Annotated in this window: 22 protein-coding genes; 9 read left to right on the top strand and 13 right to left on the bottom strand. The window is 63.2% G+C overall.

What is annotated here, in order from left to right; translation table 11 throughout:
• Nucleotides 1-58 precede the first annotated feature (58 nt).
• The 5 genes from gcvPB to ilvA all read right to left on the bottom strand — a co-directional run bounded on the left by gcvPB (nt 59) and on the right by ilvA (nt 5,899).
• Nucleotides 59-1,486, bottom strand: coding sequence for an aminomethyl-transferring glycine dehydrogenase subunit GcvPB (gcvPB, locus tag AC6I6L_RS11090; protein WP_497917825.1), 1,428 nt, complete (start codon nt 1,484-1,486; stop codon nt 59-61).
• Entirely contained in the window at nt 1,486-2,880 is a 1,395-nt protein-coding gene (gene gcvPA, locus AC6I6L_RS11095) for an aminomethyl-transferring glycine dehydrogenase subunit GcvPA (protein WP_497917826.1), read from the bottom strand. The genes gcvPB and gcvPA overlap by 1 nt, the downstream gene beginning before the upstream one ends.
• 6 nt (nt 2,881-2,886) lie before the next feature.
• Nucleotides 2,887-3,267 carry a glycine cleavage system protein GcvH gene (gene gcvH / locus AC6I6L_RS11100; protein WP_497917827.1) on the bottom strand — a complete coding sequence of 127 codons (381 nt, stop codon included), beginning with the start codon at nt 3,265-3,267 and terminating at the stop codon, nt 2,887-2,889.
• Between the two features lie 105 nt (nt 3,268-3,372).
• Nucleotides 3,373-4,485, bottom strand: a complete 1,113-nt coding sequence (gcvT, locus tag AC6I6L_RS11105) for a glycine cleavage system aminomethyltransferase GcvT (protein ID WP_497917828.1) — start codon at nt 4,483-4,485, stop codon at nt 3,373-3,375.
• Nucleotides 4,486-4,666: 181 nt separating this feature from the next.
• A complete protein-coding gene (ilvA, locus tag AC6I6L_RS11110) occupies nt 4,667-5,899 on the bottom strand; it encodes a threonine ammonia-lyase (RefSeq protein ID WP_497917829.1) in 1,233 nt (410 codons plus the stop codon).
• Between the two features lie 882 nt (nt 5,900-6,781).
• Here ilvA and AC6I6L_RS11115 point away from each other — a divergent pair.
• The 5 genes from AC6I6L_RS11115 to AC6I6L_RS11135 all read left to right on the top strand — a co-directional run bounded on the left by AC6I6L_RS11115 (nt 6,782) and on the right by AC6I6L_RS11135 (nt 10,115).
• The gene (locus tag AC6I6L_RS11115) at nt 6,782-7,555 is read left to right on the top strand and encodes an IclR family transcriptional regulator (protein ID WP_497917830.1); all 774 of its coding nucleotides are present in this window, start codon (nt 6,782-6,784) and stop codon (nt 7,553-7,555) included.
• Nucleotides 7,556-7,770: 215 nt separating this feature from the next.
• Nucleotides 7,771-8,469, top strand: a complete 699-nt coding sequence (locus tag AC6I6L_RS11120) for a DUF120 domain-containing protein (RefSeq protein ID WP_497917831.1) — start codon at nt 7,771-7,773, stop codon at nt 8,467-8,469.
• Complete coding sequence (ribB, locus tag AC6I6L_RS11125; protein WP_497917832.1) at nt 8,459-9,133, top strand: 3,4-dihydroxy-2-butanone-4-phosphate synthase; 675 nt, start codon at nt 8,459-8,461, stop codon at nt 9,131-9,133. The genes AC6I6L_RS11120 and ribB overlap by 11 nt, the downstream gene beginning before the upstream one ends.
• A 117-nt stretch (nt 9,134-9,250) precedes the next feature.
• Nucleotides 9,251-9,733 carry a flavin reductase family protein gene (locus tag AC6I6L_RS11130; RefSeq protein ID WP_497917833.1) on the top strand — a complete coding sequence of 161 codons (483 nt, stop codon included), beginning with the start codon at nt 9,251-9,253 and terminating at the stop codon, nt 9,731-9,733.
• A complete protein-coding gene (locus AC6I6L_RS11135) occupies nt 9,717-10,115 on the top strand; it encodes a cupin domain-containing protein (RefSeq protein ID WP_497917834.1) in 399 nt (132 codons plus the stop codon). The genes AC6I6L_RS11130 and AC6I6L_RS11135 overlap by 17 nt, the downstream gene beginning before the upstream one ends.
• Before the next feature lie 92 nt (nt 10,116-10,207).
• On the opposite strand, the gene AC6I6L_RS11140 is transcribed toward AC6I6L_RS11135, so the two are convergent.
• The 3 genes from AC6I6L_RS11140 to AC6I6L_RS11150 all read right to left on the bottom strand — a co-directional run bounded on the left by AC6I6L_RS11140 (nt 10,208) and on the right by AC6I6L_RS11150 (nt 12,815).
• On the bottom strand, nt 10,208-10,765 hold the full coding sequence (locus tag AC6I6L_RS11140; RefSeq protein ID WP_497917835.1) for an HIT family protein: 558 nt from the start codon (nt 10,763-10,765) through the stop codon (nt 10,208-10,210).
• A gap of 130 nt (nt 10,766-10,895) precedes the next feature.
• Complete coding sequence (locus AC6I6L_RS11145; protein ID WP_497917836.1) at nt 10,896-12,401, bottom strand: amidase; 1,506 nt, start codon at nt 12,399-12,401, stop codon at nt 10,896-10,898.
• A 30-nt stretch (nt 12,402-12,431) separates the two neighbouring features.
• Nucleotides 12,432-12,815 (bottom strand): cupin domain-containing protein, encoded by a 384-nt coding sequence (locus AC6I6L_RS11150; RefSeq protein ID WP_497917837.1) that lies wholly within the window; start codon nt 12,813-12,815, stop codon nt 12,432-12,434.
• Nucleotides 12,816-12,990: 175 nt separating this feature from the next.
• Between AC6I6L_RS11150 and AC6I6L_RS11155 the strand changes: the two genes are divergently transcribed.
• On the top strand, nt 12,991-13,299 hold the full coding sequence (locus tag AC6I6L_RS11155; protein ID WP_497917838.1) for a HalOD1 output domain-containing protein: 309 nt from the start codon (nt 12,991-12,993) through the stop codon (nt 13,297-13,299).
• A 32-nt stretch (nt 13,300-13,331) separates the two neighbouring features.
• Here the strand turns inward: AC6I6L_RS11155 and AC6I6L_RS11160 are convergent, their stop codons facing one another.
• Together AC6I6L_RS11160 and AC6I6L_RS11165 are read right to left on the bottom strand one after the other, a co-directional pair.
• Entirely contained in the window at nt 13,332-14,876 is a 1,545-nt protein-coding gene (locus AC6I6L_RS11160) for an amidase (protein WP_497917839.1), read from the bottom strand.
• A 78-nt stretch (nt 14,877-14,954) separates the two neighbouring features.
• Nucleotides 14,955-15,965, bottom strand: a complete 1,011-nt coding sequence (locus AC6I6L_RS11165; RefSeq protein ID WP_497917840.1) for an agmatinase family protein — start codon at nt 15,963-15,965, stop codon at nt 14,955-14,957.
• A 158-nt stretch (nt 15,966-16,123) separates the two neighbouring features.
• On the opposite strand from AC6I6L_RS11165, the gene AC6I6L_RS11170 reads away from it, so the two are divergent.
• On the top strand, nt 16,124-16,501 hold the full coding sequence (locus tag AC6I6L_RS11170; RefSeq protein WP_497917841.1) for a RidA family protein: 378 nt from the start codon (nt 16,124-16,126) through the stop codon (nt 16,499-16,501).
• A 103-nt stretch (nt 16,502-16,604) separates the two neighbouring features.
• Here the strand turns inward: AC6I6L_RS11170 and AC6I6L_RS11175 are convergent, their stop codons facing one another.
• From AC6I6L_RS11175 to AC6I6L_RS11185, 3 genes are all read right to left on the bottom strand, one after another.
• Complete coding sequence (locus AC6I6L_RS11175) at nt 16,605-17,663, bottom strand: LLM class flavin-dependent oxidoreductase (protein ID WP_497917842.1); 1,059 nt, start codon at nt 17,661-17,663, stop codon at nt 16,605-16,607.
• A 108-nt stretch (nt 17,664-17,771) separates the two neighbouring features.
• Nucleotides 17,772-19,466 (bottom strand): ABC transporter ATP-binding protein, encoded by a 1,695-nt coding sequence (locus tag AC6I6L_RS11180; protein ID WP_497917843.1) that lies wholly within the window; start codon nt 19,464-19,466, stop codon nt 17,772-17,774.
• 61 nt (nt 19,467-19,527) lie between these two features.
• Nucleotides 19,528-20,937 (bottom strand): amidohydrolase family protein, encoded by a 1,410-nt coding sequence (locus tag AC6I6L_RS11185; RefSeq protein WP_497917844.1) that lies wholly within the window; start codon nt 20,935-20,937, stop codon nt 19,528-19,530.
• 275 nt (nt 20,938-21,212) lie between these two features.
• On the opposite strand from AC6I6L_RS11185, the gene AC6I6L_RS11190 reads away from it, so the two are divergent.
• Nucleotides 21,213-22,355: a BMP family ABC transporter substrate-binding protein gene (locus AC6I6L_RS11190; RefSeq protein WP_497917845.1), complete on the top strand. Its 1,143-nt coding sequence runs from the start codon at nt 21,213-21,215 to the stop codon at nt 22,353-22,355.
• Between the two features lie 193 nt (nt 22,356-22,548).
• Nucleotides 22,549-23,931, top strand: coding sequence for an LLM class flavin-dependent oxidoreductase (locus AC6I6L_RS11195; protein ID WP_497917846.1), 1,383 nt, complete (start codon nt 22,549-22,551; stop codon nt 23,929-23,931).
• The last annotated feature ends 103 nt before the right edge of the window (nt 23,932-24,034 follow it).

Consider the following 24,034-nt stretch of genomic DNA (forward strand, 5'->3'; position numbering starts at 1 on the left):
AATCGTCGTTGGTGGTTCCGTAGCAGCGGGTCAATTCCGGGACGCGATCGAACGGCGGTCAGTCGTCCAGTTGGTGCCATGAGAGTCGCGGGTTCCTGGCCGCCGACGTCTGGTCGATCCGTCCGGCAGCCGTCGTCTGCGGGGCGTCCTCGAGTTCGGCCACGTCGTCGTTGCTCGCCGCCGCGAACGCGTCGGCCAGCTGGTCGAGTGAACTCTTGCTCTCCGCTTCCGTCGGTTCGGTCATCAGCGCCTCGGTGACGTTCTCCGGCCACTTCGTCGTCGGCGGGTGAACGCCGTAATCGAGCATCCGCTTGGCGAAATCGGCGGCGTCGCGATCGCCCGCGCTGGCGACGAACTCGTGGTGGAACGGCTCGAAGGGGATTTCGAGATCGATCTGGGAGGCCAGGTAGTTCGCGTTGAGCACGGCTTTCGCACTCGCGTCTCGGAGGCCGGCGTCCCCGAGTCTGGTGATGTAGGCGTGCGTTTTGAGCAGTACCAGCCAGTTCCCCATCGCGCCGTGGACCTTGCCGATCGATCGCTCCGGGTCGATCAGTTCGTACTCGTCGCCGTCGCGTCGAACCTGCGGACTCGGCAGGAACGGGGCGAGTTCGTCGATCACGCCGATCGGTCCCGCGCCGGGACCGCCACCGCCGTGTGGCGTGGCGAACGTTTTGTGGACGTTGTAGTGCATGATGTCGAACCCCATATCGCCCGGGCGAGCGCGACCGAGCAGGGCGTTCAGATTCGCCCCGTCGTAGTACAGCAACCCGCCCGCGTCGTGAACCATATCCGCAATCCGCTCGATATCGCGCTCGAACAGGCCGAGCGTGTTCGGATTTGTGAGCATGAGCGCGGCGGTCGACTCGCCGACGGCGGCCGACAGCGCGTCGAGGTCGACCCGACCGTCGTCGCCGGCGGGGAGTTCGACGACGTCGTAGCCGGCCAGCGCAGCCGTCGCGAAGTTCGTCCCATGGGCGCTCGAGGGAACGATGACGTCCGTTCGCTGGTCGCTCTCGTCGTTGTGTTCGTGGTAGGCTCTCGCGACGAGAATGCCCGTAAACTCGCCGGCAGCCCCGGCGGGCGGCTGCACGGTTACCGCGTCCATCCCGCCGATCCGCGCCAGGTACTCCTGAAGTTCGGCGTACACCTGCAACGTCCCCTGAACGCTGTCGCCGTCCCGATCCGGGTGGACCGACGCGGCCGGGAGGGCGGCGATGTCTTCGGTGAACTTCGGGTTGTACTTCATCGTACACGACCCCAGCGGGTAGGGACCGCTGTCGATCCCGTAGTTCATCTGGGAGAGTCGGGTGTAGTGGCGGGCGAGTTCCGGTTCGGAGAGTTCCGGGAGCGTCAGGCTGTCTCGGGTCAGGTCGTCCGGGAGGTCCGTCTCACCGATCGATCGTTCCTCTAGCCCCTTTTCGGCCAAGAGGGGTTCGTAGCCGTCCGATTCGGTGTCGTTCCAGACTGCCTGATCGTGATGTTGCATTATGCGAGCACCTCCGAAAGCGTTCGGACGAAGTCGTCGATATGAGTCTCGGTGAGTTCGGTCACGCACAACTGGAGTTCGTCGTCGCTGCAGGCGTGTACCGAATAGCCGTTCGATCGCAGGTCGTCCGCAACGGCGTGTGCGTCGGCGTCGAGGCGCGCCCGGAACTCCCGGAAGTGATAACAGTCTCGAACGGGCGCGGTGACGCCCTCGAGTTCGTCGAGTTCCGCGGCGAACTCGGTCGGGAGCCGGTGAGACCGTTTCGCGAGCGAGATGAGCCCCGACGGACCGAGCGACGTGGCGTGAATCGCCGCCCTGAGCGCGACCCACGCCTGATTCGTACAGATGTTGCTCGTCGCCCGCTCCCGGCGAATGTGCTGCTCGCGGGTCTGGAGCGTGAGCGTAAACGCACGCGACCCCCGATCGTCTTCCGAGACGCCGACGAGTCGGCCAGGGACCTGACGCAGGAACTCCTCGCGACAGGCGAAGATGCCGAGGCCCATGCCGTAGGCGGCGGACAGGCCGAGCACGCTCGCGTCGCCGACGACGATGTCCGCGCCGACCGATGCGGGCGTCTGAAGCAGCGACAGTGCGACGAGATCCGAGCCGAGACAGAACAGGGCGTCGTGGTCGTCGACGATCGCGCCGATCTCAGTCAACCGTTCCTCGATGACACCCTCGTTCGTCGGATTCTCGACGTACGCCAGGACGACATCGTCGTCGATGGCCCGATCGAACGCATCCAGATCGACCTGCCCGTCAGCGGTCGCAAACGTCTCGACGACGAGGTCCGTCCCGGACACGTAGTTTTCGAGCACGTCCCGGCGTTCGTCGCGGATGTACTCGGGAACGAGCACGCGGGAGCCGTCGACCTGTCGGGTGCGATCGGCGAGCGTCGCCGCTTCGCCGAGCGCCGTCGCGGCGTCGTACATCGAACAGTTCGCGATTCCGAGTCCCGTGAGTTCGACCAGCAGGGACTGATACTCGAACAGGACCTGCAGGAATCCCTGAGTGATCTCCGGCTGGTACTGCGTGTAGGAGGTGATGAACTCCGAGCGTTGGGAGAGGTGATCGACGATCGACGGGACATAGTGGGAGTAGTGACCGCGTCCGAGGAACTCTACCGTCTCCTCGTTGTGCCCGAGAGTCCGTGCAACCTGCTGTCTGACCTCCTGTTCAGACGCGCCCTCGATACCGAGCTGGTCGTCGAAGCGGACGCCGTCGGGAATGTCGAACAGCGACTCGACGCTCTCGGCACCGATCGCCTCGAGCATCGCGTCGACGTCGGCGGCCGTCAGCGACGTAAACGGGCTGCCCTCGGCCGGGTCGTCCTGGCGCGAATCGCGTGTCTCGCGGTGCCGTGACGTGCGACGTTGTGGGCCCTGATTACTCATCGTGCATCAAATTTGCTCGCGATACGCCGCGGCGCTGAGCAACTCATCGAGCGCCTCGTCGGTTCGAATCTCGATCATCCAGCCGCCCTCGTAGGGTTCAGTGTTGACGAGTTCCGGGCGATCGACCAGTTCGTCGTTGACCGCGACGACCTCGCCTGCGATCGGTGCGTACATATCCGAAACGGCCTTGATACTCTCGACGATGCCGAAATCCTCGCCCTCGCCGAGCGTCGTTCCGAGCGGCGGGAGTTCGACGAAGACGATGTCACCGAGTTCGTCCTGAGCGAAGTCCGTGATACCGACGCGGACGACGTCGTCGTCTCGTCGCGCCCATTCGTGCGATTCAGCGTAGCGTCGGTCCTCCGGGACTGCAAATTCCGTCGTCATCGTGTTCTCATTGCTTCTGGTGAATTCGTGTGTCTCATTGGTCTGTTCACGTTTTGTTTCGGTTTCCGCATTGGCATCGCATCTCTCGTGGTCGATTCGAGGCGTTCATTGGTCTTCCGTTGCGGACTCGAGTGCGTTCAAGAACCGCTGATCGACGATCGTCGCGTCGACCAGTCGATCGCGGATTTCGATCGAGACGCTCGTTCCGGGGTCGGCGACGGTCGCGTCGACGTAGCCGAGTGCAAGCGGGATCTCGAACGTCGGGCTGAGCGTCCCGCTGGTCACGTGGCCGACCGCCTCCCCGTCGGCGTGGATCGAGTAGCTCTGGCGGGCGATCCCGCGTCCCTCGACCCTGATGCCGACCATTCGTTCGGAGACGCCCGTCGCGTCGAGTTCGCGAAGCGCCTCCTGACCGACGAAATTCGGCTTCGAGAGGTCGACGACGAACCCGAGGCCCGCCTCCAGGGGCGTTCGCGGCTCCGTCTCCGGGTCGAAATCCTGTCCCGACAGCAGGAGTCCCGCCTCGAGACGAAGGGTATCCCGAGCGCCGAGACCGCAGGGCTGGACGCCGTCGAAGGCGGCCCAGACGGTCTCGGAGTCGGCGGCGGGGTGAAAAATCTCGAACCCGTCCTCACCCGTATAGCCCGTTCTCGCGACCAGACACGAAACGCCGTCGATCGTCGTCCGGGTCGTCGAAAACCGGGAAACGTCGGTAACCGAATCCGCAGTCACCGAGTCGACCGTTGCGACGGCATCGGGACCCTGAACCGCGACGAGCCCGGTGTCGTCCGTCTGGTCGTCGATGCTGACGGAGAGTCCGTGCTCGCGTGCAAACGCCGACCAGCGATCGGTCATCTGCGTTCCGTGACCCGCGTTGGGCACGAACAGATAGCCGTCTCGGTCGGGATATCGGTAGACGACGGTATCGTCCAGAATAATCCCGTCCTCGTCGAGGATACACGCGTACTGTGCACCACCAGGGTCCAGTTCGGTGACGTCGTTCGTCGTGAGTCGGTCCATGAGTTCGGTCGCGTCCGGCCCCCAGACCGACACTTCGCTCATGTGACCGACGTCGAATATCCCGACCGAGTTCCGCACTGCAGCGTGTTCGGTACGGATGCCCGCGAACGCTACGGGCATTTCCCAGCCGCCAAAGTCCGTGAAATCGGCTCCAGCCTCCCGGTGTAATCGAGCAAGTGGTGGTTTACACAGTGACACGCTCGATACATCCCAGTAAGATACTAAATATGTTTCGTTGGATGTGGTTCGACATTCGACAACCGGCGAGACAATACGACGCCATATCTCGCAGATTCCCACACCGGCCCGAAACGGATCGCTCCACATCGCGCGAATTCCACAGCGGTTCTGACCGTCGCTTCGAGGCGGGGTCCCGCGGTTAACTGACTCGCGTGACCTGATACGAGTCCTCGCGAATCGACTCGATGATCCGATCGGTCTGTTGGGTCCCGCTCGTTTCGATCCGAAACTGAAGGTACGCTTCGCCGACGTCGAGTTCGCTGACCGATCGCTCGTGGCGCACGTCTCGGATGTTCGCCCCGTGAGCACCGATCAGGTCGGCAAGGTGGCTCAACTGTCCCGGAACGTCCCTGATGCGAACCCTGAGACGGATGAGTTGTTTCCGGTAGGTAAGCCCGTGGGTGAGGACCGTCTGCAGATCGTTCATACTCAGGTTTCCGCCCGAGAGAACCGCGACAACCGTCTCGTCGTGGACGTCGAGTCGATCGCTGCGAAGGGCCGCGATCGTGGTCGCACCGGCCCCTTCGATCATCTGCTTGGTTCGTTCGAGCATGAACAGGACGCTTTCAGCGATCTCCGTATCCGTCACCGTCACGACGTCGTCGACGTACCGATCGACGAGGTCGTAGGTCAGATCAGCGATGCCGCCGGTCGCGATCCCGTCGGCGATCGTCTGGACCTCGTCGATCGCAACGGGTTCGCCCTTCTGTAAACTCCGGTGAACCGTCGAGGCACCCTCCGCCTGGACGCCGACGATGCGCGTTTCTGGCGCGAGTTTGCCGATCGCGGCCGCAACGCCGCCGATCAACCCGCCGCCACCGATCGGGACGACGACGGTGTCCGCGTCGGGAACCTGTTCGAGCAGTTCGATTCCGAGCGTTCCCTGCCCGGCGACGATGTCGGGGTCGTCGTACGCGTGTACGAAAATGGTCTCTTCGGAGGACGTCCGCTCCGCGGCGAGCGATTGCGCGTGAGTCATCGCCTCCCGGAAGTCGTGTCCGTGTAACGTGACGTCCGCGCCGTAGCCAGCGGTGGCGTCGATCTTCGCCTGGGGGGCGTTTTCCGGCATCACGATCGTCGAGTCCAGTCCCGTCTTCGTGGCGGCGAGTGCGACACCCTGTGCGTGGTTGCCGGCGCTGGCCGCCACCGCTCTCGTCGCCTCACAGTCGGAGTCGACGGCTCGCTTGAGTTTGTTGTACGCCCCGCGCGTTTTGAACGACCCGGTCCGCTGGAGATGCTCCATCTTTAGATGGATCCCGCCGCCGGTCACCGCTCGAAGCGATCGACTCGTCTCGATGGGCGTTCGACGAACGACGGACTCGTCGTCGATCCGTTCGTGAGCTTCCCGTATGTCCGCTACTGATACACTCATGCGTGTAATCTCGTGTCGATGACGGACGCCTCGACGGCGCCTCGCGTTAGTAGTACACGCAGAGGGGGTCATCTTATACTTGCTGGTCGTTCACGTGGGCCACGAACCACGACTCGCGCTGGACCGTCAGGCCGAACCGTACCGATGTGCGGTCGACTCCGACGGTGGCCCGCCCACTCCGACGGTGGCCCGCCACAATCGCCCTCGCGATGGGGTGAGTGGCCCGTATGATAAAATTCGAAATAGCCGAACCGTCGAATGCAGTTCGTGAACGGCTCTCAGCGAGCAGGTTGGACGAATCTCTCAAGATGCGGCGTACGTTGCTGGTTCCGAGGAATTCTCGAATGAGTGCCATCATTCGCTATGTTCGAATTTGTTCCTGGCAGGCGATGGACCGATGTCAGCTCGGCAACAACCAGTCCAGAACAGCAGAACGCGTTGCTGATTCGATGCGAAACGAGTGATCGAACCGCGTTTGCCTCCTGAATGCGAACGATTTCTTACAGAGGTACCATTGTAATCGCAGACGAACCGATCGCCGTAGCGGTTCGGGATCGGCGAGAAACCCACTCGCGACTCGCGTCACGTCTGTTGCTTAGACGGTATGGAACAACGCGTTGTATGAGACAACCCCCAGGAATTTACAACCATACAGTAGTAATACCACCCACGTGTCCTCCCAACCGATCGTGGAAAATGATCCCGTGGGATTCGACGTTCGATCGAAACGATCCACGAACGGCCGTCGTCGATGGCGGACCGTCCAAAAATACCGCCTGCGAGACGGATGATTCGATATATTCGAATTGTTGGCGTATAATACGGGTGAAATAGCCGACATACAATGGATGATTTTATAGGGATATGGGGGCAAGCCGTACTATGACAGGGAATGACGGGCCAAAACGTCGGGTCAAAACCGCCGACACGGTCGTCGATATACTCGAATCGCTCCGCGAACTGAACGGAGCGACGACGGCCGAACTCGCATCGGAACTCGGACTGGCAACGAGTACGACTCACGGATACCTCTCGACGCTCGAAGACCGGGAAATGCTCGTCAACCGAGACGGAACGTACTACATCGGTCTCCGAAGTCTGGATTTCGGAATGTACGCGAAAAACCGGATTCCAGCGACACGAGTCATCACCCCCGTGCTCGAACAACTGGCAGACGAAACCGGCGAACTCACCTGGTACACGGTAGAAGAGCACGGGCGGGCAGTCGACCTCGATCGAGCCGTCGGGGAAAACGCCGTGACTGTGGGTACTTGGATCGGCAAACGAAAACAGATGCACCATCTCGCCGCCGGGAAGGCGATTCTCGCATATCTGCCCGAGAAGCGAGTACGGGAAATCGTCGACCAGCACGGCCTGGAGAAACTGACGGAATACACGATTACCGACGTCGACGACCTGTTCGACGAACTCGCCCAGATTCGCGAGAACGGAGTCGCGTACAACGAGGAAGAAACCACGCTAGGAGTGCGGGCGGTCGGTGCCCCGATTCTCGTCGACGACGAACCGGTCGGCAGTATCAGCATCTCGGGGCCGGCGCGGCGGATGGTCGGCGAGCGCTACCGGGAAATTCAACCGAACCTGCTACTCGCCGCCACGAACGAGATCGAACTCAAAATACGGTCACAGCAGCCCTGAGAGTGATCGCTGGTCGTCCTCCATCCCCGTCAGCCGATCGGAGAACCCCCCTTTCTCGACGGTTTGCTGGCCACCCAGAAAATCTGCGCTGACTTACAGGTAGCAAAACATCTATTACGCGGCGTAACGGATATTGGATACATTCCACGTGTGAGCGCACAGCGCCCGATACCGCTATCGGTGCAGTAGCCCCCAGCAGCAGCCACCCGACTCCCATGATGACTGACACACCAGACCTGATCGATCACAGCGACCTCGCGACACTGAAAGCACTCGCCCTCGAAGGCGGGTTGCGACACGACATCAAAATAACCGGCGCTGAACTTGCCACCGACCTCGGAGTCTCGACTCAGACCGTCTCACGCCGACTCCAGCGCCTCGACGAAACGGGATACATTATGCGACAGGTCGACAACGACGGGCAGTGCGTCACCCTCACTCAACGCGGAACGAGGGCGCTGTCGGCTACCTATCAGACCTACCGGCAGATATTCGAAGACGACGCGGCGATCGAACTCGCGGGTTCTGTCACGGACGGGATGGGGGAAGGAAGCGAGTATATTTCCCTTTCGGGGTACATGACCCAGTTCGAGTCGAAACTCGGCTACCGGCCCTATCCCGGTACGCTGAACGTTCACCTCGACCACCGGAGTCGGTACCTTCGCGATCAGCTCCAGACGGCGGTCTCGACGACGATCGATTCGTGGTCCAGCGACGGCCGAACGTACGGGGCGGCGACGTGTTACGCTATTCGAGTCGAGAACAGCGACGGAACGACATACGAGTGCGCACACGCGCTCGTTCCCGACCGAACCCACCACGACGAGGCGATTCTCGAGATCATCGCGCCCGATCGATTGCGCGACGCACTCGATCTCGAGACGAACGCGGAGGTGACGATCGATGTCAGATAGCGGCCTGGTGCCCCACGGACCCGGCGCGGTCGAACGGGCGATTCGGGCGCTCTCGCGGGGGGAGCCGGTGTTGGTTCACGACTTTTCGGACCGTGAGGGTGAAACTGACCTGGTGTACCCGGCGGCGGCGGTCACGCCGAACGATGTCGCTCGGCTTCGAAACGACGGTGGCGGACTCATTTGCGTCGCGCTCGCAGCCGAGGTCGCCGACGCGTTCGACCTGCCGTTTCTCGCCGACGAACTCGACCATCCCTCGAGCGAGACGGGCCACTTAGCCTACGACGAGCGATCGTCGTTCTCGCTTCCGGTAAACCACCGGGAGACGAGAACGGGCATCCCCGACGAAGACCGCGCGCTAACCATCTCCGCGCTCGGGCGGGCGGCGGAACGTCCCGACGCGATCGATTTCGCGGAGACGTTTCGATCGCCGGGGCACGTGAACGTGTTGCGGGCTGCTGACGGACTACTCGCGGAACGGCGAGGGCACACCGAACTCGGAATCGCACTCGCCCGCGCTGCGGGCCGGGAATCGGCCGTCGTCGTCTGTGAGATGCTCGACGACGAAACTGGACAGGCGCTCGGAACGGAAGCAGCGGCACAGTACGCGAACGAAAACGGGCTGGCCTTCGTCGACGGAATGGACGTCGTGAGCGAACTGGCGTGAGACGACGCGTCGACGTGCGGTCTCGGCGGCTGACCGGTGTGTCGATGCGATCGCTATCCGGGAACGTCAGGCGATCGCAGCAACACTTTTGACGGCCGCCTGTGTGTGCAGACGTATATGGTAGATAGTACCAGACTGCGGAATACGCTCGGGCAGTTCGCAACGGGAGTGACGGTCGTGACGTTTACCACCCCTGAAGGGGATCACGGCCTCACCGTCAATTCGTTCGCGTCGGTTTCGCTCGACCCGCCGCTGGTCCTCTGGAGTGCGGACAAGGGGACGAACTCCCACGACCTGATCCCGGAGGCCGGCCACTACGTCGTCAACGTGTTGACGGCCGACCAGGAGTGGCTCTCGAACCGGTTTGCGGGCGCACACCACGAGCTGGACGATCCGTTCGAGGACGTTCCGTTCACCCGCGGCGAGACCGGCGGGCCGATTCTCGAGGACACCCTCGCGTACTTCGATTGTACCCTCGAAGCAAGCTATGACGGCGGCGATCACACCATCTTGGTCGGGCGCGTCGAGGCATTCGACGCGCAGGAAGCCGACGCCGACCCGCTGACGTTCCATAGAGGGGAGTATGGGACGATCGAGTGACGCCAGCGGAGACGCCGAGTACACGCTCCTGCCAGCCGACGAAACGGATCCCTCGCCGTCGTCGTTCAACGGCTTGCTCGAACTGGACCTCGTCACGGAACTCGAGACTACGAAGATGCGGCCCAGAGTGTGGCACCTCGAACCCGGCGACGAGATGGTGTTCCACCGACAGGACGAACAGGAGGAGTTCTACTACATGATCGCGGGCGACGGCCGAATCAGGATCGACGACGAGGTTCTCGATGTTCCAGAGGGATCGTTCATGCGAATCGGGACGGACGTCGCTCGACAGATCGTGAACGACACGGACGAGGGCGTTCACGTCTGGCTCACCGTCGGTGCACCAGCCGTCGAAAACGACGGCATCTACGTCGAAGAGTAAGCGGGAGTGCGGGCACGGCCGGAGAGAGTGCAGGCACGGCGAGAGTGAGTGAAAACACGGCCAACTCGACGCAGGCCTGGAAAATAGGCCGCTTACTCGATGACAACCGCCTGGGTCGCGTGCTCCCGACAGGCGTCCTCGGATCGCTTCGATCGATCGTCGGCAGCAAACGCCCCATGCAGACGCTCGTAGGTCTCGTCCAGCGCTTCGACGACGACCTGCGTGTCGCCGATGACGGGCATGAACGTCGAATCGCCCTCCCAGCGCGGGACGACGTGGACGTGGAGGTGATCCTCGATCGACGCGCCGCCTGCGGAGCCGAGGTTCATGCCGACGTTGAACCCGTCGGGAGCCATCGTCTCTTCGAGGGCGCGAATCGCGGCCTGTTGCAGTCGGGCGACGGCGAGAACCGACTCCTCGCTGAGACGATCGTACCGATCGGCGTGCTCGAAGGGGATGACCATCACGTGACCGGGGACGTACGGCGATCGGTTCAACAGGACGAACGCGTGGTCGTTCCGGGCGAGGATTCGGTTCTCGCGATCGGCGTCCTGGTCGGGGAGGGCACAGAAGACGCAGCCGTCGATCTCTGCGTTCGGGTCGTCGCGCGTAACCCACTCCATTCTCCACGGCGCGAACAGGTGGTCCATACCGGAGCATATACGTGAATCGCAATAACTGTGTGGGAGAGTGCCATGCCCCGGCGGCCGGTTTCCGTGGCGGAGACGCTGAGTACCGATTCCCGTGTAGCGAATCCCGGGCGACCAGCGATCGATGCAGTTACTCGCCTCGGGCTTGCTCGAGTGCGTAGCCGGCGTTCAACACCACGTCGTCGGCGAAGTGTGCGCCGACGAGCATGAGTCCGACCGGCAGCCCCTCGACCGGATCGGTCGGCACGCTGAGTGCGGGATGGCCGGAGGCGTTGAACTGGCAGGTGTTCGCGAGGCTCCCCCAGGCGTCGTCGATGAACGCGAATCGATCCTGGTCCGAAACCCACTTGTGGGGGAGTTGCGGAGCGGTCGGCATCGCGAGCAGGTCGTACTCCGCGAGCAGGTCGTCGTAGGCCGCGGTCGCTTCCTCGCGAAGGTTCATCGCCTCGGCGTAGTACTTCGAGTGGTACTGCTGGCTGCTGTAGGCACCGAGTAAGAGCGTGTACTTCACGCTCGGCGGGAAATCACCGCCTCTCGATCGACGGAACGCGCCGAAGGCGTCCACCCACGACGTGTTGTACCACCCCTTCCAGTTGTGGCCGACACCTTCGCCCATCATCGCCGCGTAGGTCCCCTCCGCGAGGGCGACGGTGTAACTGTCCCGGGCGTGATCGTGCATCGGGAACGAGACCGTCTCGACCTGCGCCCCGCGCTCGGCTAACAGGTCGAGTCCGGCGCGAACGCTCTCGTTTACGCGATCGTCGGCCTCCGTCTGCTCGAACCCTTCGTCGATCACGGCGATCGAGAGGTCGGAGACGTCGCCGTCGAGCGCTGCCTCGTAGTCCGTGCTCGGAACGGTCGGTGGCTGTCGCGGATCGTCCGGGTCCCGGCCGGCCAGCACCGAAAGCGCCCGCGCGGTCGTCGGCACGTCGCCGGCCAGCGGGCCCACGTGATCGATCGTGTTCTCGATGCCGACGATTCCCGTGTACGGGACCAGCCCGTGGGTCGGTTTGTGGCCGACGATCCCACACCAGGCCGCTGGGACGCGAATGCTGCCGCCCTGATCCGCCCCGATCGCCACGTCGACCTCGTCCGTCGCGACCGCGATCGCGCTGCCGCCGCTCGAACCGCCGGCGAGATAGTCGTCGTCGGCCGGGTTGAGCGTCGGCCCGAACGCACTCGAGTGGCCGTTGCCGGTAAACGCCATGTCGTCCATGTTCGTCTTGCCAACGATGCGCGCGCCGGCATCGAGCAGGCGGGTGACGATCGTCGCGTCGGCGTCGGGGACGTACCCCTCGAGCACCTGCGAGCCGCAAGTCATCTCGACGCCGGCGACGGCGACGTTGTCCTTGATCGCGACGTCCCAGTCTCGAAGGGGGCCGTCCTCGGCGCCTTGAACCTCACACCGGGTGATCCAGGCGTTGTACGGATCGTCGGTTCGCACGCGGTGGCCTGTCGTTCTCGTTCTCGGTTCCTGCTCACGGCTCGGTCGGCCCTGTGCTCGAACGCGCTCGAAGGCGTCGAGTCCGTCGGTGACGAGCGCCCGGTACTCCTCGATCTCCGTCTCGGTGAGATCGAGGTGAAGCTGTGCGCCGAGTTCACGAATGTCCGCTTCGGTCGGCGGTCGGAGTGACATACCCCCCATTTGCGAGACGAGGTAGTCAAATTACTGGTCGTCGCTCTCCTCGGCTGCGACCTGCTCGTCGTACCAGCGTCCCCAGTCCGGGTTCGTCCGCGGCGGGCTGAAGATGTCGATCCCGGTGACGACGGTCTCGCCCCGGTTGACCGCAGCGTGACCCTCGTTGCTCGCGATCGCGTACGAGTCGTCGGTCTCGACGACGACCTCCTCGCCGTCGTCGAGAATGAACGTCAACTCGCCGGTAAACAGGTAGCCGAGCTGTTCGTGCTCGTGGCAGTGGCGAGGAACTGTCACGCCGGGATCGATTCGGAAGTGGAGGATGCTGGTTCGGTCTCCCGCTGCGAGTTCCATCAGGCTAAATCCATCCGCAACCTCGGGTTCAGGGACGTCCTCGTGGCGTACAGTTCGCATACACCCGACAACCCATCGAACGCTCTTAGCGTTTTGGGGACTGTGCTCTCGCGGAACCCGCACCCTGCAGGTGGGGTGCGCTGCCCGATTCGGTGACGAGATGACACGACCTTTATATAACTGTCCGTTTGGCGTATAGAAACTGTTTTGTACGATGCTATAGATCTGCTAACAGATGGCAAGAAACACCGATTCGGAGCCGCCATCGTCGAGGTTCGACGAGCTATCGCTCGTCCGAACGGTTTCGTGGCGGGAATCGCCGTCGGCAACCCCGGCGCTCGCCATCGTCGGCGCGGTCGCCGACGTAGAGTGCTGTGCACCGGAGTCGCTCCCGCCGCTGTACGACCAGATCGATCCGGAGGCGCTGGACCGGCTGTTTTGCGGTCCGGGCGATCGGTCGGCCGATCAGGTCGTCTTCGAGTACCACGGCTACGTCATCACCGTCGACCGGACCACGGTTCGGCTCCGAATCACGATCGAATAGCAGTACTTAAAAAGACGCGTCCGCGACCGCTCTCAGTACGACTGTGACTGCCAGTCGACGGTCGATTCGTAGGCGCTGGCCGCCTGAACGATCGACTCCTCGTCGAAGTGATTGCCGACGAGCATCAGCCCGACCGGCAGCCCGTCGGCGGTGCCACAGGGGACCGAAATCGCCGGGTGGCCGCTCATGTTGAACGGCATCGTGTTCCGGGTTCGGCCCTCTTTCCCCTGGGCGCGGTTGACGATTTCCTGTCGCGTGAGGTCTTGTTCCAGCTCGAACGCGGTCAGCGGCGTCGTCGGCATCGCGAGCAGGTCCACGTCTGCGAGCGCCTCGTCGTAGGCCGCGGTGAGTTCCCGCCGGAGATTCATCGCTTTCGCGTGATACCGTCCGTGGTGGTGTCGCTTCATGTATCCCCCGAGCAGACACAGCAGGACGACCGTCGGTGCGAAATCGCCACCGCGTGCCCGCCGGGCGTTCGCAAACGCCTGGGCAAACTGTGCGTCGTAGGTCCCGCCGGCGAAGTAGCCCGTGTTTTCTGCGTCCCACATCGCCGCGACCTCCTCGATTTCGACCCCGAGCGTGACGGCAAAGCCGGTCTCGTGCCACGGAATCGACACCGAGGTCGTCGTCGCCCCGGCCGATTCGAGGTCCGTAATCGCGCCGTGAACGGCGTCTTCGACGCCCTCGTCGGCGTGGCCGGAGCCAAAGCCTTCCTCGAGAACGCCGATCGTCAACCCCTCGGCGTCGGTCGACACCGCACCGGCATAGTCACCCGGTTCGACGGTCTTGGACCGCGGATCGAGGTCGTCCGGACCCGCAATCACCTGAAGCGTTCGTGCCGCGTCCGCGACGGATCCGGCGATCGGGCCGACGTGATCCCAGGTGTGGCCCTGCGGTGCCGCGCCGCGGTAGGGGACGAGTCCGTGGGTTGGCTTCAGGCCAACACAACCACACCAGGCCGAGGGGACGCGAAGCGAGCCGGCCTGGTCGGTCCCGAGCGCGACGTCGACGTCGCCGGCGACGACCGCAGCCGTCGAACCGCCGGAGGAGCCGCCGGCGAGGTGGCCGTCGGCCCGGGGGTGGAGAATCGGTCCGTACGGGGACATCTCCCCGCTTCCCGAGACCGCCATCTCGTCCATATTGTTCTTCGCGGTGATGGTCGCACCTGCATCGAGAACGCGTTCGATCACGGTCGCGTCTTCGAGTGGAACGTAGCCATCGAGCACCTTCGAGCCACAGGTCATCTCGACGCCGCCGACCGCGATGTTGTCTTTGACGCCGACCTCGACGCCGGCAAGTGGACCGTCGTCGGCTCCAGACACCTCACAGATCGTGACGTGTGCGTTCAGCGGGTCCTCGTCGGGACCAGGTCTGTACCCCGGATCGCGATCCGTGTAGGTGCGCGTCCGCCGCGGAGACGGCAGTCGATCCAGTGCCTCGTAGACTGCCATACTCCCGTCGATGAGGTCGACGTAGTCCTCGAGTTCGTCGTTGTCCAGATCCAGATAGTACGATTCCGCGATCGAACGGAGTTCGTCCACCGTCGGGGGACGAACGGTCGGTGGTAACTGTGTCACTGTCTTCCAAATTTCAATACGGAATATTAAGTCTTCGGCTCGGGCGCAGGGGCGGTGAGACGCGGATTCGAGACGGTTTCAGCGGTTGCGGCGGCAGCGGTCGGTGGCGACGGTTCCGGTCCCGGGCGCGTTCGATTCGCCGATCGCGTTCGCCGCCAGGCAGTCGACGATCGATCGAACGGCCATTCGCGAGGTGATCCCGGCCGGGTCGAGCTGGGGCGAGACCTCGACGACGTCCAGCGCGTCGATCCCCTGTGCCGCGATTTCCCCGAGGAGCTGTAACAGTTCGCGGGCGTACAACCCGCCGTTGGTCGGGACGCCGGTTCCGGGGGCGACGCCGGCGTCGAGGACGTCGATATCGAGCGTGAGATAGACGGCGTCCGTCCCGTCGTTTGCCGCCTCGGCCGCCTCGCGTGCGACGGTACCCGGGCCGCGCTGGATCACCTCGTCGAGCGTGAACAGGTTCATCCCCCGTTCGAGCGCCCACTCGAGTTCGAAGCGGGGATTGGTCGGCCCGGTCACGCCGACGATACTGATCTTCGACGGATCGAACCCGCCCTCGTCGACGGCTCGTGCGATCGGGCAACAGTGGTTGTACCGCTCGCCTTCGACCTCGGTCGCGGTATCGAAATGCGTGTCGATGAGGACGAGTCCCGGATCCTCCGCGACGGTGCCGAGGGCTCGCGCGCCGGCCGTCGTCACGCTGTGGTCGCCGCCGAGCAAGACCGGCAGCATCGACGATTCGAGTAGCGTCGTCAGAAGGTCTTCCCCCCGTTGCAGACTCTCGGCGCTGTTTCCGGGAACGGCCGGAACGTCGCCGCAGTCGACGATCGAATAGTGGTCCGCGAGATCCGTGTCGTACTCGAAGTGGTAGGATCGGGTCTGGGTGCTCGCATCCCTGATCGCACGCGGGCCCATGTTCGCGCCCGATCGGCTGATGCAGGTGCTGTCGAAGGGAAAGCCGACGACGCCGACCGACGGGTCGGCCGACGCAACCGCGTCGTCGTCGTACGGGTCGAGCGGGTCTACACCCATGAACGTCGCAATACCACTGTCCAGAAACGCTGAGTCGGGGCGATCGGTAGCCATTAGCACGTCACCCATTCCCGTCAGGCTACAAAAATCCACGTTCCGATGGCAGCAACTGCTCGAACCGGCGACGGATTACGTCGAGACCGGACGACCCACGACATAATGACAGATAATTCACAAAAATGTTTATTTTCCGTTCCACTATCTCTCAACTGATGCAACGTGCAATATCGACAGCCGGGGCACCCGCCGAGGAGCAGGCGTACTCACACGCGACGGTCGCCAACGGGTTCGTCTTCACTGCTGGTCAGGTGCCGTTCACCCCGGAGGGCGAACGCGTCGACGGGTCGATCACGGAACAGACACACCAGATCATGCAGAACCTCGAGTCAATCCTAGCGGAAGCGGGGACAGGATTCGAGAACGTCGTTCGGACGACGGCCTACTTCGAGGACATCGACGACTTTCCGGAGATGGACGCGGCGTACGCCGAGTACTTCGACGGGAACCCGCCAGCCAGGGACGTCATCGAAGTGCAGAAGATGCCCGAAGACGCCCCCCTCGAACTCGTCATGGTTGCGACGGTCGAGTGATCGATTCTGTATAACACGGGACAAATCCACCGCGTAAACTCGTGTAACCTGGACCGTCCAGTCGGGTCGACGGTCGCTCGTGATCGGAACTCGATTCTGTCGACTACCGATCGCGACTCGATTTCTGGACCGAGTCGATGACGTCGTCCGAAAATCGTTCGAGACAGGCGAGTGCGTCGTGCTCGTCGTTCGTAAACGCGAGCGTCCCCACGTGAGAGACGCCGGCATCGAGCAGCCGCTGGACGTGATCGCGACAGTCCGCCGGCGTGCCGGCGATCGCGAACTGTTCGACGACATCGCGTGGGACGTGTTCGCGCAGTTCCTCGACGGGACAATCCCCGACTCGATCGAGGTCTTTGACCGCTGCCGCGCTGTCGGGATCGATTCCGATCGCCTCGAGTGCCTTCGTCGGTGCCTTGTTGACGATGCTCGCGACGAGCGGGAGCACCCCGTCTAACGCGACGTCTCTGTCGGCGGCGATAGAGAGGAACGCCCAGCAAACGATATCGATCTCGTCGATGTCCCGACCGGCTTTCTTCGCGCCCGCCTCGACCTTCTCGACGGCGTACTCCATCCCTGCAACCGAGGCCAGCCCGGCACCCGCGAGGACGCCGTCGCCGCGATAGCCGCCGAGTCCGAGAATCGACGGGCCGCGACCGGCGACGTAGATCGGCACGTCTCCGGGAGCCGAGAAGTCGAGTCCGGCGTCCTCGATCGAGAACTCGTCTCGGTCGGCGGTCGCACGCTCGCCGTCGAGCAGGTCGCGAATCGTTCGCACGGCGTCGCTGACCGTTCCGATCGGGGCCGACTGATCGAACCCGAGCGGATCGAGAACGATCGGCGACCCGGCACCGATGCCGAGCGCCGCCCGTCCGTCCGAGAGCTCCTGAATTGTCTGGATGCCGGCCGCCGTGATCGCGGGATGGCGCGTGTAGGGGTTGGTGACGCCGGTACCGATGCGAATTCGCTCGGTGGTGGCCGCGACGAGGGCGAGCGTCGCGTACGTGTTTCGGTTGAGCCGTTCGTCACCTACGAACAACGCGTCGTACAGGAGGTCCTCGTCGATCGTCCGGGCGGCGTCCGCGATGTACTGGGGATCGTGATCGTTCGCGAGGCTCGCGGTGAACTGGACTCGATCGTCGGAGTGCTGGCCAGCGTTCATGAGCGAAGGGTTCCGATGGATGCTCAATAAGTGTTCCTCACCCGACTCAGCTGTAGTCCGAAAATTGCCGCTCGAGTCGCTCGAACCGCCCGTTCTACCACCAGCGCCTTACTCGCTCGTCTCGGCGCTCGCTGAAGTGCCCCCGTCGGCTTCGGCCGACTGTGGCGACGCGGGCGAGCGGGCGCCTTCCTCGTCGCTCTCGACGTCGCCGGTCATGTAGGCCCCAATCCGATCGCGGTCCGCCGTTGCCGCCGTGGTCTCGTGGACGATCTCACCCTCGTACATGACGACGATTCGGTCGCTCAACTCGAAGAGTTCGTCGAGATCCTCGGAAATGAGGAGGATGCCGGCGTCGTCTTTGCGCTGTTCGAGGAGGACCTCGCGGACGAACTCGATCGCGCCGACGTCGAGTCCCCGGGAGGGCTGATTCGCCACGATGAGTTCCGGATCGCGCGTGAGTTCGCGACCGAGGATGAACTTCTGGAGGTTCCCCCCGGAGAGGTCTTTCGCCGGCACGTCGATGTTCGGCGTACGGACGTCGAACTCCTCGACGATCGACTCGGCGTGGTCGCGTCCTCGCTCGTAGTCGACCCCGAAGCCGCCCGGTCCCGTCCGGAACGCTTCGTCGCGGTAGACCTTGCTCATCCCGTTGTACATCAGGTCGAGATCGGGTGCAGAGCCGTCTTTGAGCCGATCGTCGGGAACGTACGCGACCCCGGCGTCGATGAACTCCCGCGTCGACCCCGCCGACAGGCGGCTCCCGTCGAGTTCGATCGTTCCCTCGTCTATCGACTGAATCCCCGCGGCACACTCCGCGAGATCGTTCTGGCCGTTACCGCTCACGCCGGCGACGCCGACAATTTCACCACGGCGAACCGACAGGTCGACGCCGTCCAGAACGCGAACGCCCTGTTCGCTGACCGTCGTCAGGTCTGAGACGGTGAGCACGTCCTCGGTCGCCTCGACGGACTCTTTGTCGGTCTCGAACAGCACCTCGCGGCCGACCATCATTCGGGCCAGATCCGCCCGGTCGGCGGTCTCGGTGTCGACGGTGTCGATCACCGACCCGTCCCGGAGGACGGTGACCCGGTCCGTGATCGCGGTCAGTTCCTCGAGTTTGTGCGTGATGAAGATAATCGAGAGCCCGGCGTCGACCAACCGAGTGAGCGACTCGAACAGTCGCTCGGTCTGCTGGGGCGTCAGGACGGCCGTCGGCTCGTCGAGGATCAGGAGATCGACGTCGCGGTAGAGCGCTTTCAGAATCTCGACGCGCTGGCGCTCCCCGACCTCGAGTTCCCAGACCTTCGCCGTGGGATCGATATCGAGCCCGTAGGTGGTTGCCGTTTCGCGGACCCGATCGTTTTCGTGCTCCGGTGACCGCGTGAGCAACCGGGCAACTCGGTTGATCGCGTCGATAGACAGGAACGATCCGATGGCCGAATCGTCGTCGCCCGTGAGAGACGGGTACGACTGGCGCTGGCCGAGAACGACGTTCTCCGCGACGGTGAGCCGCGGGATCAGCCGGAAGTGCTGGTGGACCATCCCGATTCCGGCTTCGATCGCGTCCTGTGGAGAATCGACGTCCAGCGGTTCGCCGTTGAACGTGACGGTCCCGCCGTCTGGCTCGTAGGTTCCGTAGAGGATCTTCATCAGCGTGCTCTTCCCGGCCCCGTTCTCCCCGAGGAGGCCGTGAATTTCTCCCTTCCTGACCGTCAGATCGACGTCGTCGTTCGCGACGACTCCCGGGAACTCCTTGCGAATCTTGTTCATCTCCAGGAGGACGTCGTCTTCTGTCTGACTCATGATATGGTACATTTTCGCATGGGGCCGAGCAAAAAGGTATCGATTACCGCACTTTCCGGCGTTAGCCGTCGAGGCCCGCTCTGGTGGCCAGTTCCGCAGCCGTCGCCCGTGCCCGATCGTGGAGATTGGGGTAGGCCGACGCCAGCGCCGGCTCCGTTTCGCTGGCGACGACCTTACCGTTGCAGACGACGGTCCGGACATTGTGACCGCTCGCCTGGTAGACGACCGCCGAAACGGGGTCCGGAGCCGGCGTGAGCGATGGTGCGTCCAGATCGAGCAGGATGACGTCGGCGAGTTTCCCCGGTTCGATCGAGCCGAGGTCCTCGGCCCGGCGGATCGCCCGTGCCGCGTCGATCGTCGCCAGATCGAGCGCCTGCTGGGCCGGCAACAGCCCGGGGTCGCCGCTGGTTCCGGCGTGGACGAGCGACGCGAACCGCAGGTCCGAGAGCACGTCAATCGTGTCGCTCGCGCTCGCGTTGTCGGTTCCAATTCCGACGGTGACGCCAGCGTCGCGCATCCGTCCGACGGGCGCGATTCCCGAGCCCATGCGAAGGTTCGTCAGCAGGTTGTGACTGACGCGCGTGTCCGTCTCGGCGAGGAGCCGAACGTCTCGATCCGAGACGTGGACGCAGTGTCCGAGCAACGTGTGCTCTCCGAGATAGCCGATGTTGTTGAGGTACTCGATCGTCGAGAGCGCACCGCCTTCCTGAATCGACGACTCGGCGACGTGGGTCGTCGTCATCACCTCGTGTTCGACGGCGAGGTCGCGTGCCTGCTTGAGTCCGTCCGTCGTCATTCCCTCGACGACCGCCGGGGCGATCCAGATGGACTGACGTCCGTCGGCGCTCCCGTGGTGTGATTCGATGAGGGCTTCCGTTCGATCGATCGCCTCTCGCCCCGTCACGACGTTCTCGAGCGGGACGTGTTCAACAGCTGGCTCTTTCGCACAGATGCGATCGACGAATTGTGTGAACCCCTCGTCGGTCGGCTTGTCGAGCACTCCTCGGGCGTAGGCGTTCCTGATCCCGGCCTCGCCGTACACCGCCAATTTACGCTCCGTCTTCGCCGTCTCCCAGCCGCCTTCCAGGTCGTTGTCCACGAAGGTGGTGACGCCGTTGCCGAGCGCTTCGCGGCAGTACAGCGCGGCGGCGACCTCGTGATCGTCGGGAGTCATGGCATGGACGGCCGGCGTCTTGACGTTGTAGAGCCAGTCAAAGAGCGTCCGATCGGTTCCGAACCGACCGCGAACGAGGATATCCGAGACGTGCGCGTGGGTATTTATCAACCCCGGAAGGATGAGATGTCCCGTCGCCTCGACGACCCTGTCCGCCTCGTAGGTCTCGTCGATCTCAGCCGCAGGCCCGACGGCGACGATCCGCTTGCCGTCGATCGCGACTGATCCGTCGTCGATGATCTCGCGATCGTCGTTCTGTGTGAGGACGGTTCCACCGGATATGCGGAGGTCTATCATACCAACGTGTTATTCCGGGACTGTATAAAACTCGCTACGATGGCGCGCATCCAACGCACACCGGTGTCGACACTGCCGTTGCCGGTCGGGCAAGGGTTTCACGTGCCGTTTCGATGTCCGGGACGTTCACCGAAACTGAACATTAGTCAAATAATAGCCAGCCTGCGGCGACTTCGTCCGGAATATAACCGTACTGCAACCATACCACTCACAATTAAGACAGGTGTGGAAACATTTAATTAGTGTTGGCGCAATCTTGACGTGTGTTATCACGAATGAGTCAGACGCGACGGCAGACTCTCAAGGCTATCGGTGTTGCAGGGGCTGGTGCCCTTGCCGGCTGCCTCGGGGGCGACGACGGAAACGGTGGCAACGGCGGCAACGGTGGCAACGGCGGCAACGGTGGCGGGGACGATTCCGTTCACGCGGCGTTCGTCTATCCGCAAGTTCCCGGTGACAACGGCTACTACTACCGCCACGAGCGAGCACGGGAGAACCTGGAAGCGGAGCACGACTGGTACGAGACGACCGTCGTCGAGAATATCGCGGTCTCCGACGCCCCGGCCACGTTCCAGGACCTCATCAATCAGGGCGTCGATATCATCGAAGCAGCCACGTTCGACTACGGTGAACCGGCACTCCAGGTCGCGGCCGACAATCCGGACGTCTACATCGAATCACAGCGGCCGAATCCGGTCGAGGGCGACGACGCCGCTAATAAGGGGTACTACTCCGGCCGGATCGAAGAGGTGCGGTATCTCTCCGGAATCGCCGCCGGAATGGTCACCGAGACGGATACGATCGGGTACGTCAACCCGTTCAGGATTCCGGTCTTGCTCGGCGAGATCAACGCATTCCACCTGGGTGCCCAGAGCGTCAACCCCGATGTGACGACGATCGTCAGGGAGACGAACGTCTGGGTCGACCCGACGCTCGAACAGGATGCGGTCGCGGATCTCGTCGACCAGGGCGTCGACGTGGTTGCGGACCACCAGAGCGAACCGTACGTCACGTCAGCCGCTGCCGATGAGGGGATCTGGACCGTCGGCTACGCCGACGGCTTTGCGGACCTCGGCGGCGATGGGTACCTTACGTCCTGTATGTGGAACTGGGACCCGTTCTACGAGGCGACGGCGATGGCCGTCAGGGACGGCGAAATCGACGGCCACGACTGGATGCAGTATCCGGAACACAAGCTGAACTACTACGGGGTCGCAAACGACGGCGTGTTACTCGACGACTGGGGACCAAACGTCCCGTCGGACGTACAAGAAGAAGTCGAAAGCGCAGAGGAAGAGCTAGCAGCAGGCAACCTGGACATCTTCGCCGGTTCGCAGTTCGAGGGGATGGATCCGGTCGAACTCGCACACGGCGGCATGGACGGCTGGGTCGACGGCGTCGTCGCCCAGGAACAGTAACTCGAATCACGGAGCACGGTGGCGCTGGTACCGACAGCAACCGAACGACTCGATCGTCATCCCGGACAGCCCAAGAGCGCGATCAGCGGCGATCGGCCGACAGAAAACCGACGGTTACCGATCAGGTCCGGGGTCGATCGAGAGACCCCCGGTGATGCGAACATTTATTTTGCGCTGGTGAGAGTTCAGGTGCATGGACAGTGGAGTCTTCCATAACGGCAGTACTAACGCCCCGATGAAACGGGCTGACAACGGGATCGTCGTTCCCGACGCTTCGGTGGCCGAGATGCACCGCAGCAACCAGCAGGTGGTCAAAGATCAGATCCGTCACGGCGTGTTGGCCGAGGAGTACGGTCTCGACAGGGCGTTCTTTACCGAACACCACTTCGAACTCTCCGGTGCGGAGTTCAGTGCCAACCCCCTCAACGCACAGATGGCGGTCGCAGCGCAGACCGACGAGATCAAACTTTGTCAGATGGGCAATATCTTGCCCTGGCACGACCCGATTCGGCTGGCCGAACAGACGGCGATGCTGGACGTCTACAGCGACGGACGAGCCGAAATCGGCATCGGCCGCGGCTACCAACCGCGCGAGGCGGAGGTACTCGGTGCGATGTACTGGGGCGGAACGTGTATGGACGACGAGAAGAACCGAGCCGTCTTCGAGGAGAAGTTCGACGTTCTCAAAAAATCGTGGACGGAAGATCTGGTCTCCTACAACGGCGACTTCCACCACGTCCCGCCGACGTATACGAAACACCATCACCCGCAAGACCACGCGTATCTGGAAGACGACGTCAGCGAGTACGATGTCGAGGACGTGATGGACTGGGACGAAGCCGGCGACATGTACTCCTCGACCGGAACCCGCGTGTTGCTCTCGACAAACACGCGCCTCGAGAAGATCCCCGTCTTCCCACAGCCGTTGCAGGATCCGCATCCGCAGATCTGGATGCCGGTCGTCTCGCCCCGATCGGTCAAATGGGCCGCGAGCAACGGCGTCAACGGCGTCATCACGCTCGGGCCGAAATCCCGCATCGGCCCGGTCGTCGAAGGCTACTACGAGGCCGCCGAAGAAGCCGGCTGGCCGGACTATCGCCCCGAGTACGACGGCGAACCGTTCGCGTACGGCTGGGACTCCGAACGCCAGCGTGGTCTCGGCTTCTACCGCCTGATCTTCAACACCGACGTCGCCGACGAGGAGACGTTCGAGCGCTTCAAACTCGGCGCGGAAGCCGTCTGGGACCACCTCGCAGCGTCCTACAGCGCCGAACTCCTCTTGAACCTGAGCGACGACGAGGTCGAAGAGCTTCGATCGCGCCAGGACTTAGACGAGGACCAGCACGTTCGTGCCGACTTCGAGATGCTCGAGAAAAAGAGCATCGTCCTCACGGGCAGTTCCGAGGAGATCGCCGACGAGATCGCCGGGATCAAAGAGGAAGTCGGCTTCACCGATCTGAACCTCGTCGGGTACTTCGAGGCCGCCGGCCTGTCGGGCGAGGAAGCCGACGAACAGCTTCGTGCCTTTGGCGAGGAAGTCATCCCGTACCTCGACGAGGAGTTCCCGAACCCGTAACTGGACCGTCGCCTCGATTCGAGCGAGCGCGTGTGCCGAACGAAACTGCGTCTCGATCGGCTTTTTTTGGGCAGCAGCGGTGGTGCCAGACAGTGGAGCGAGT

This window comes from Halosolutus sp. DAT137, assembly GCF_059736405.1.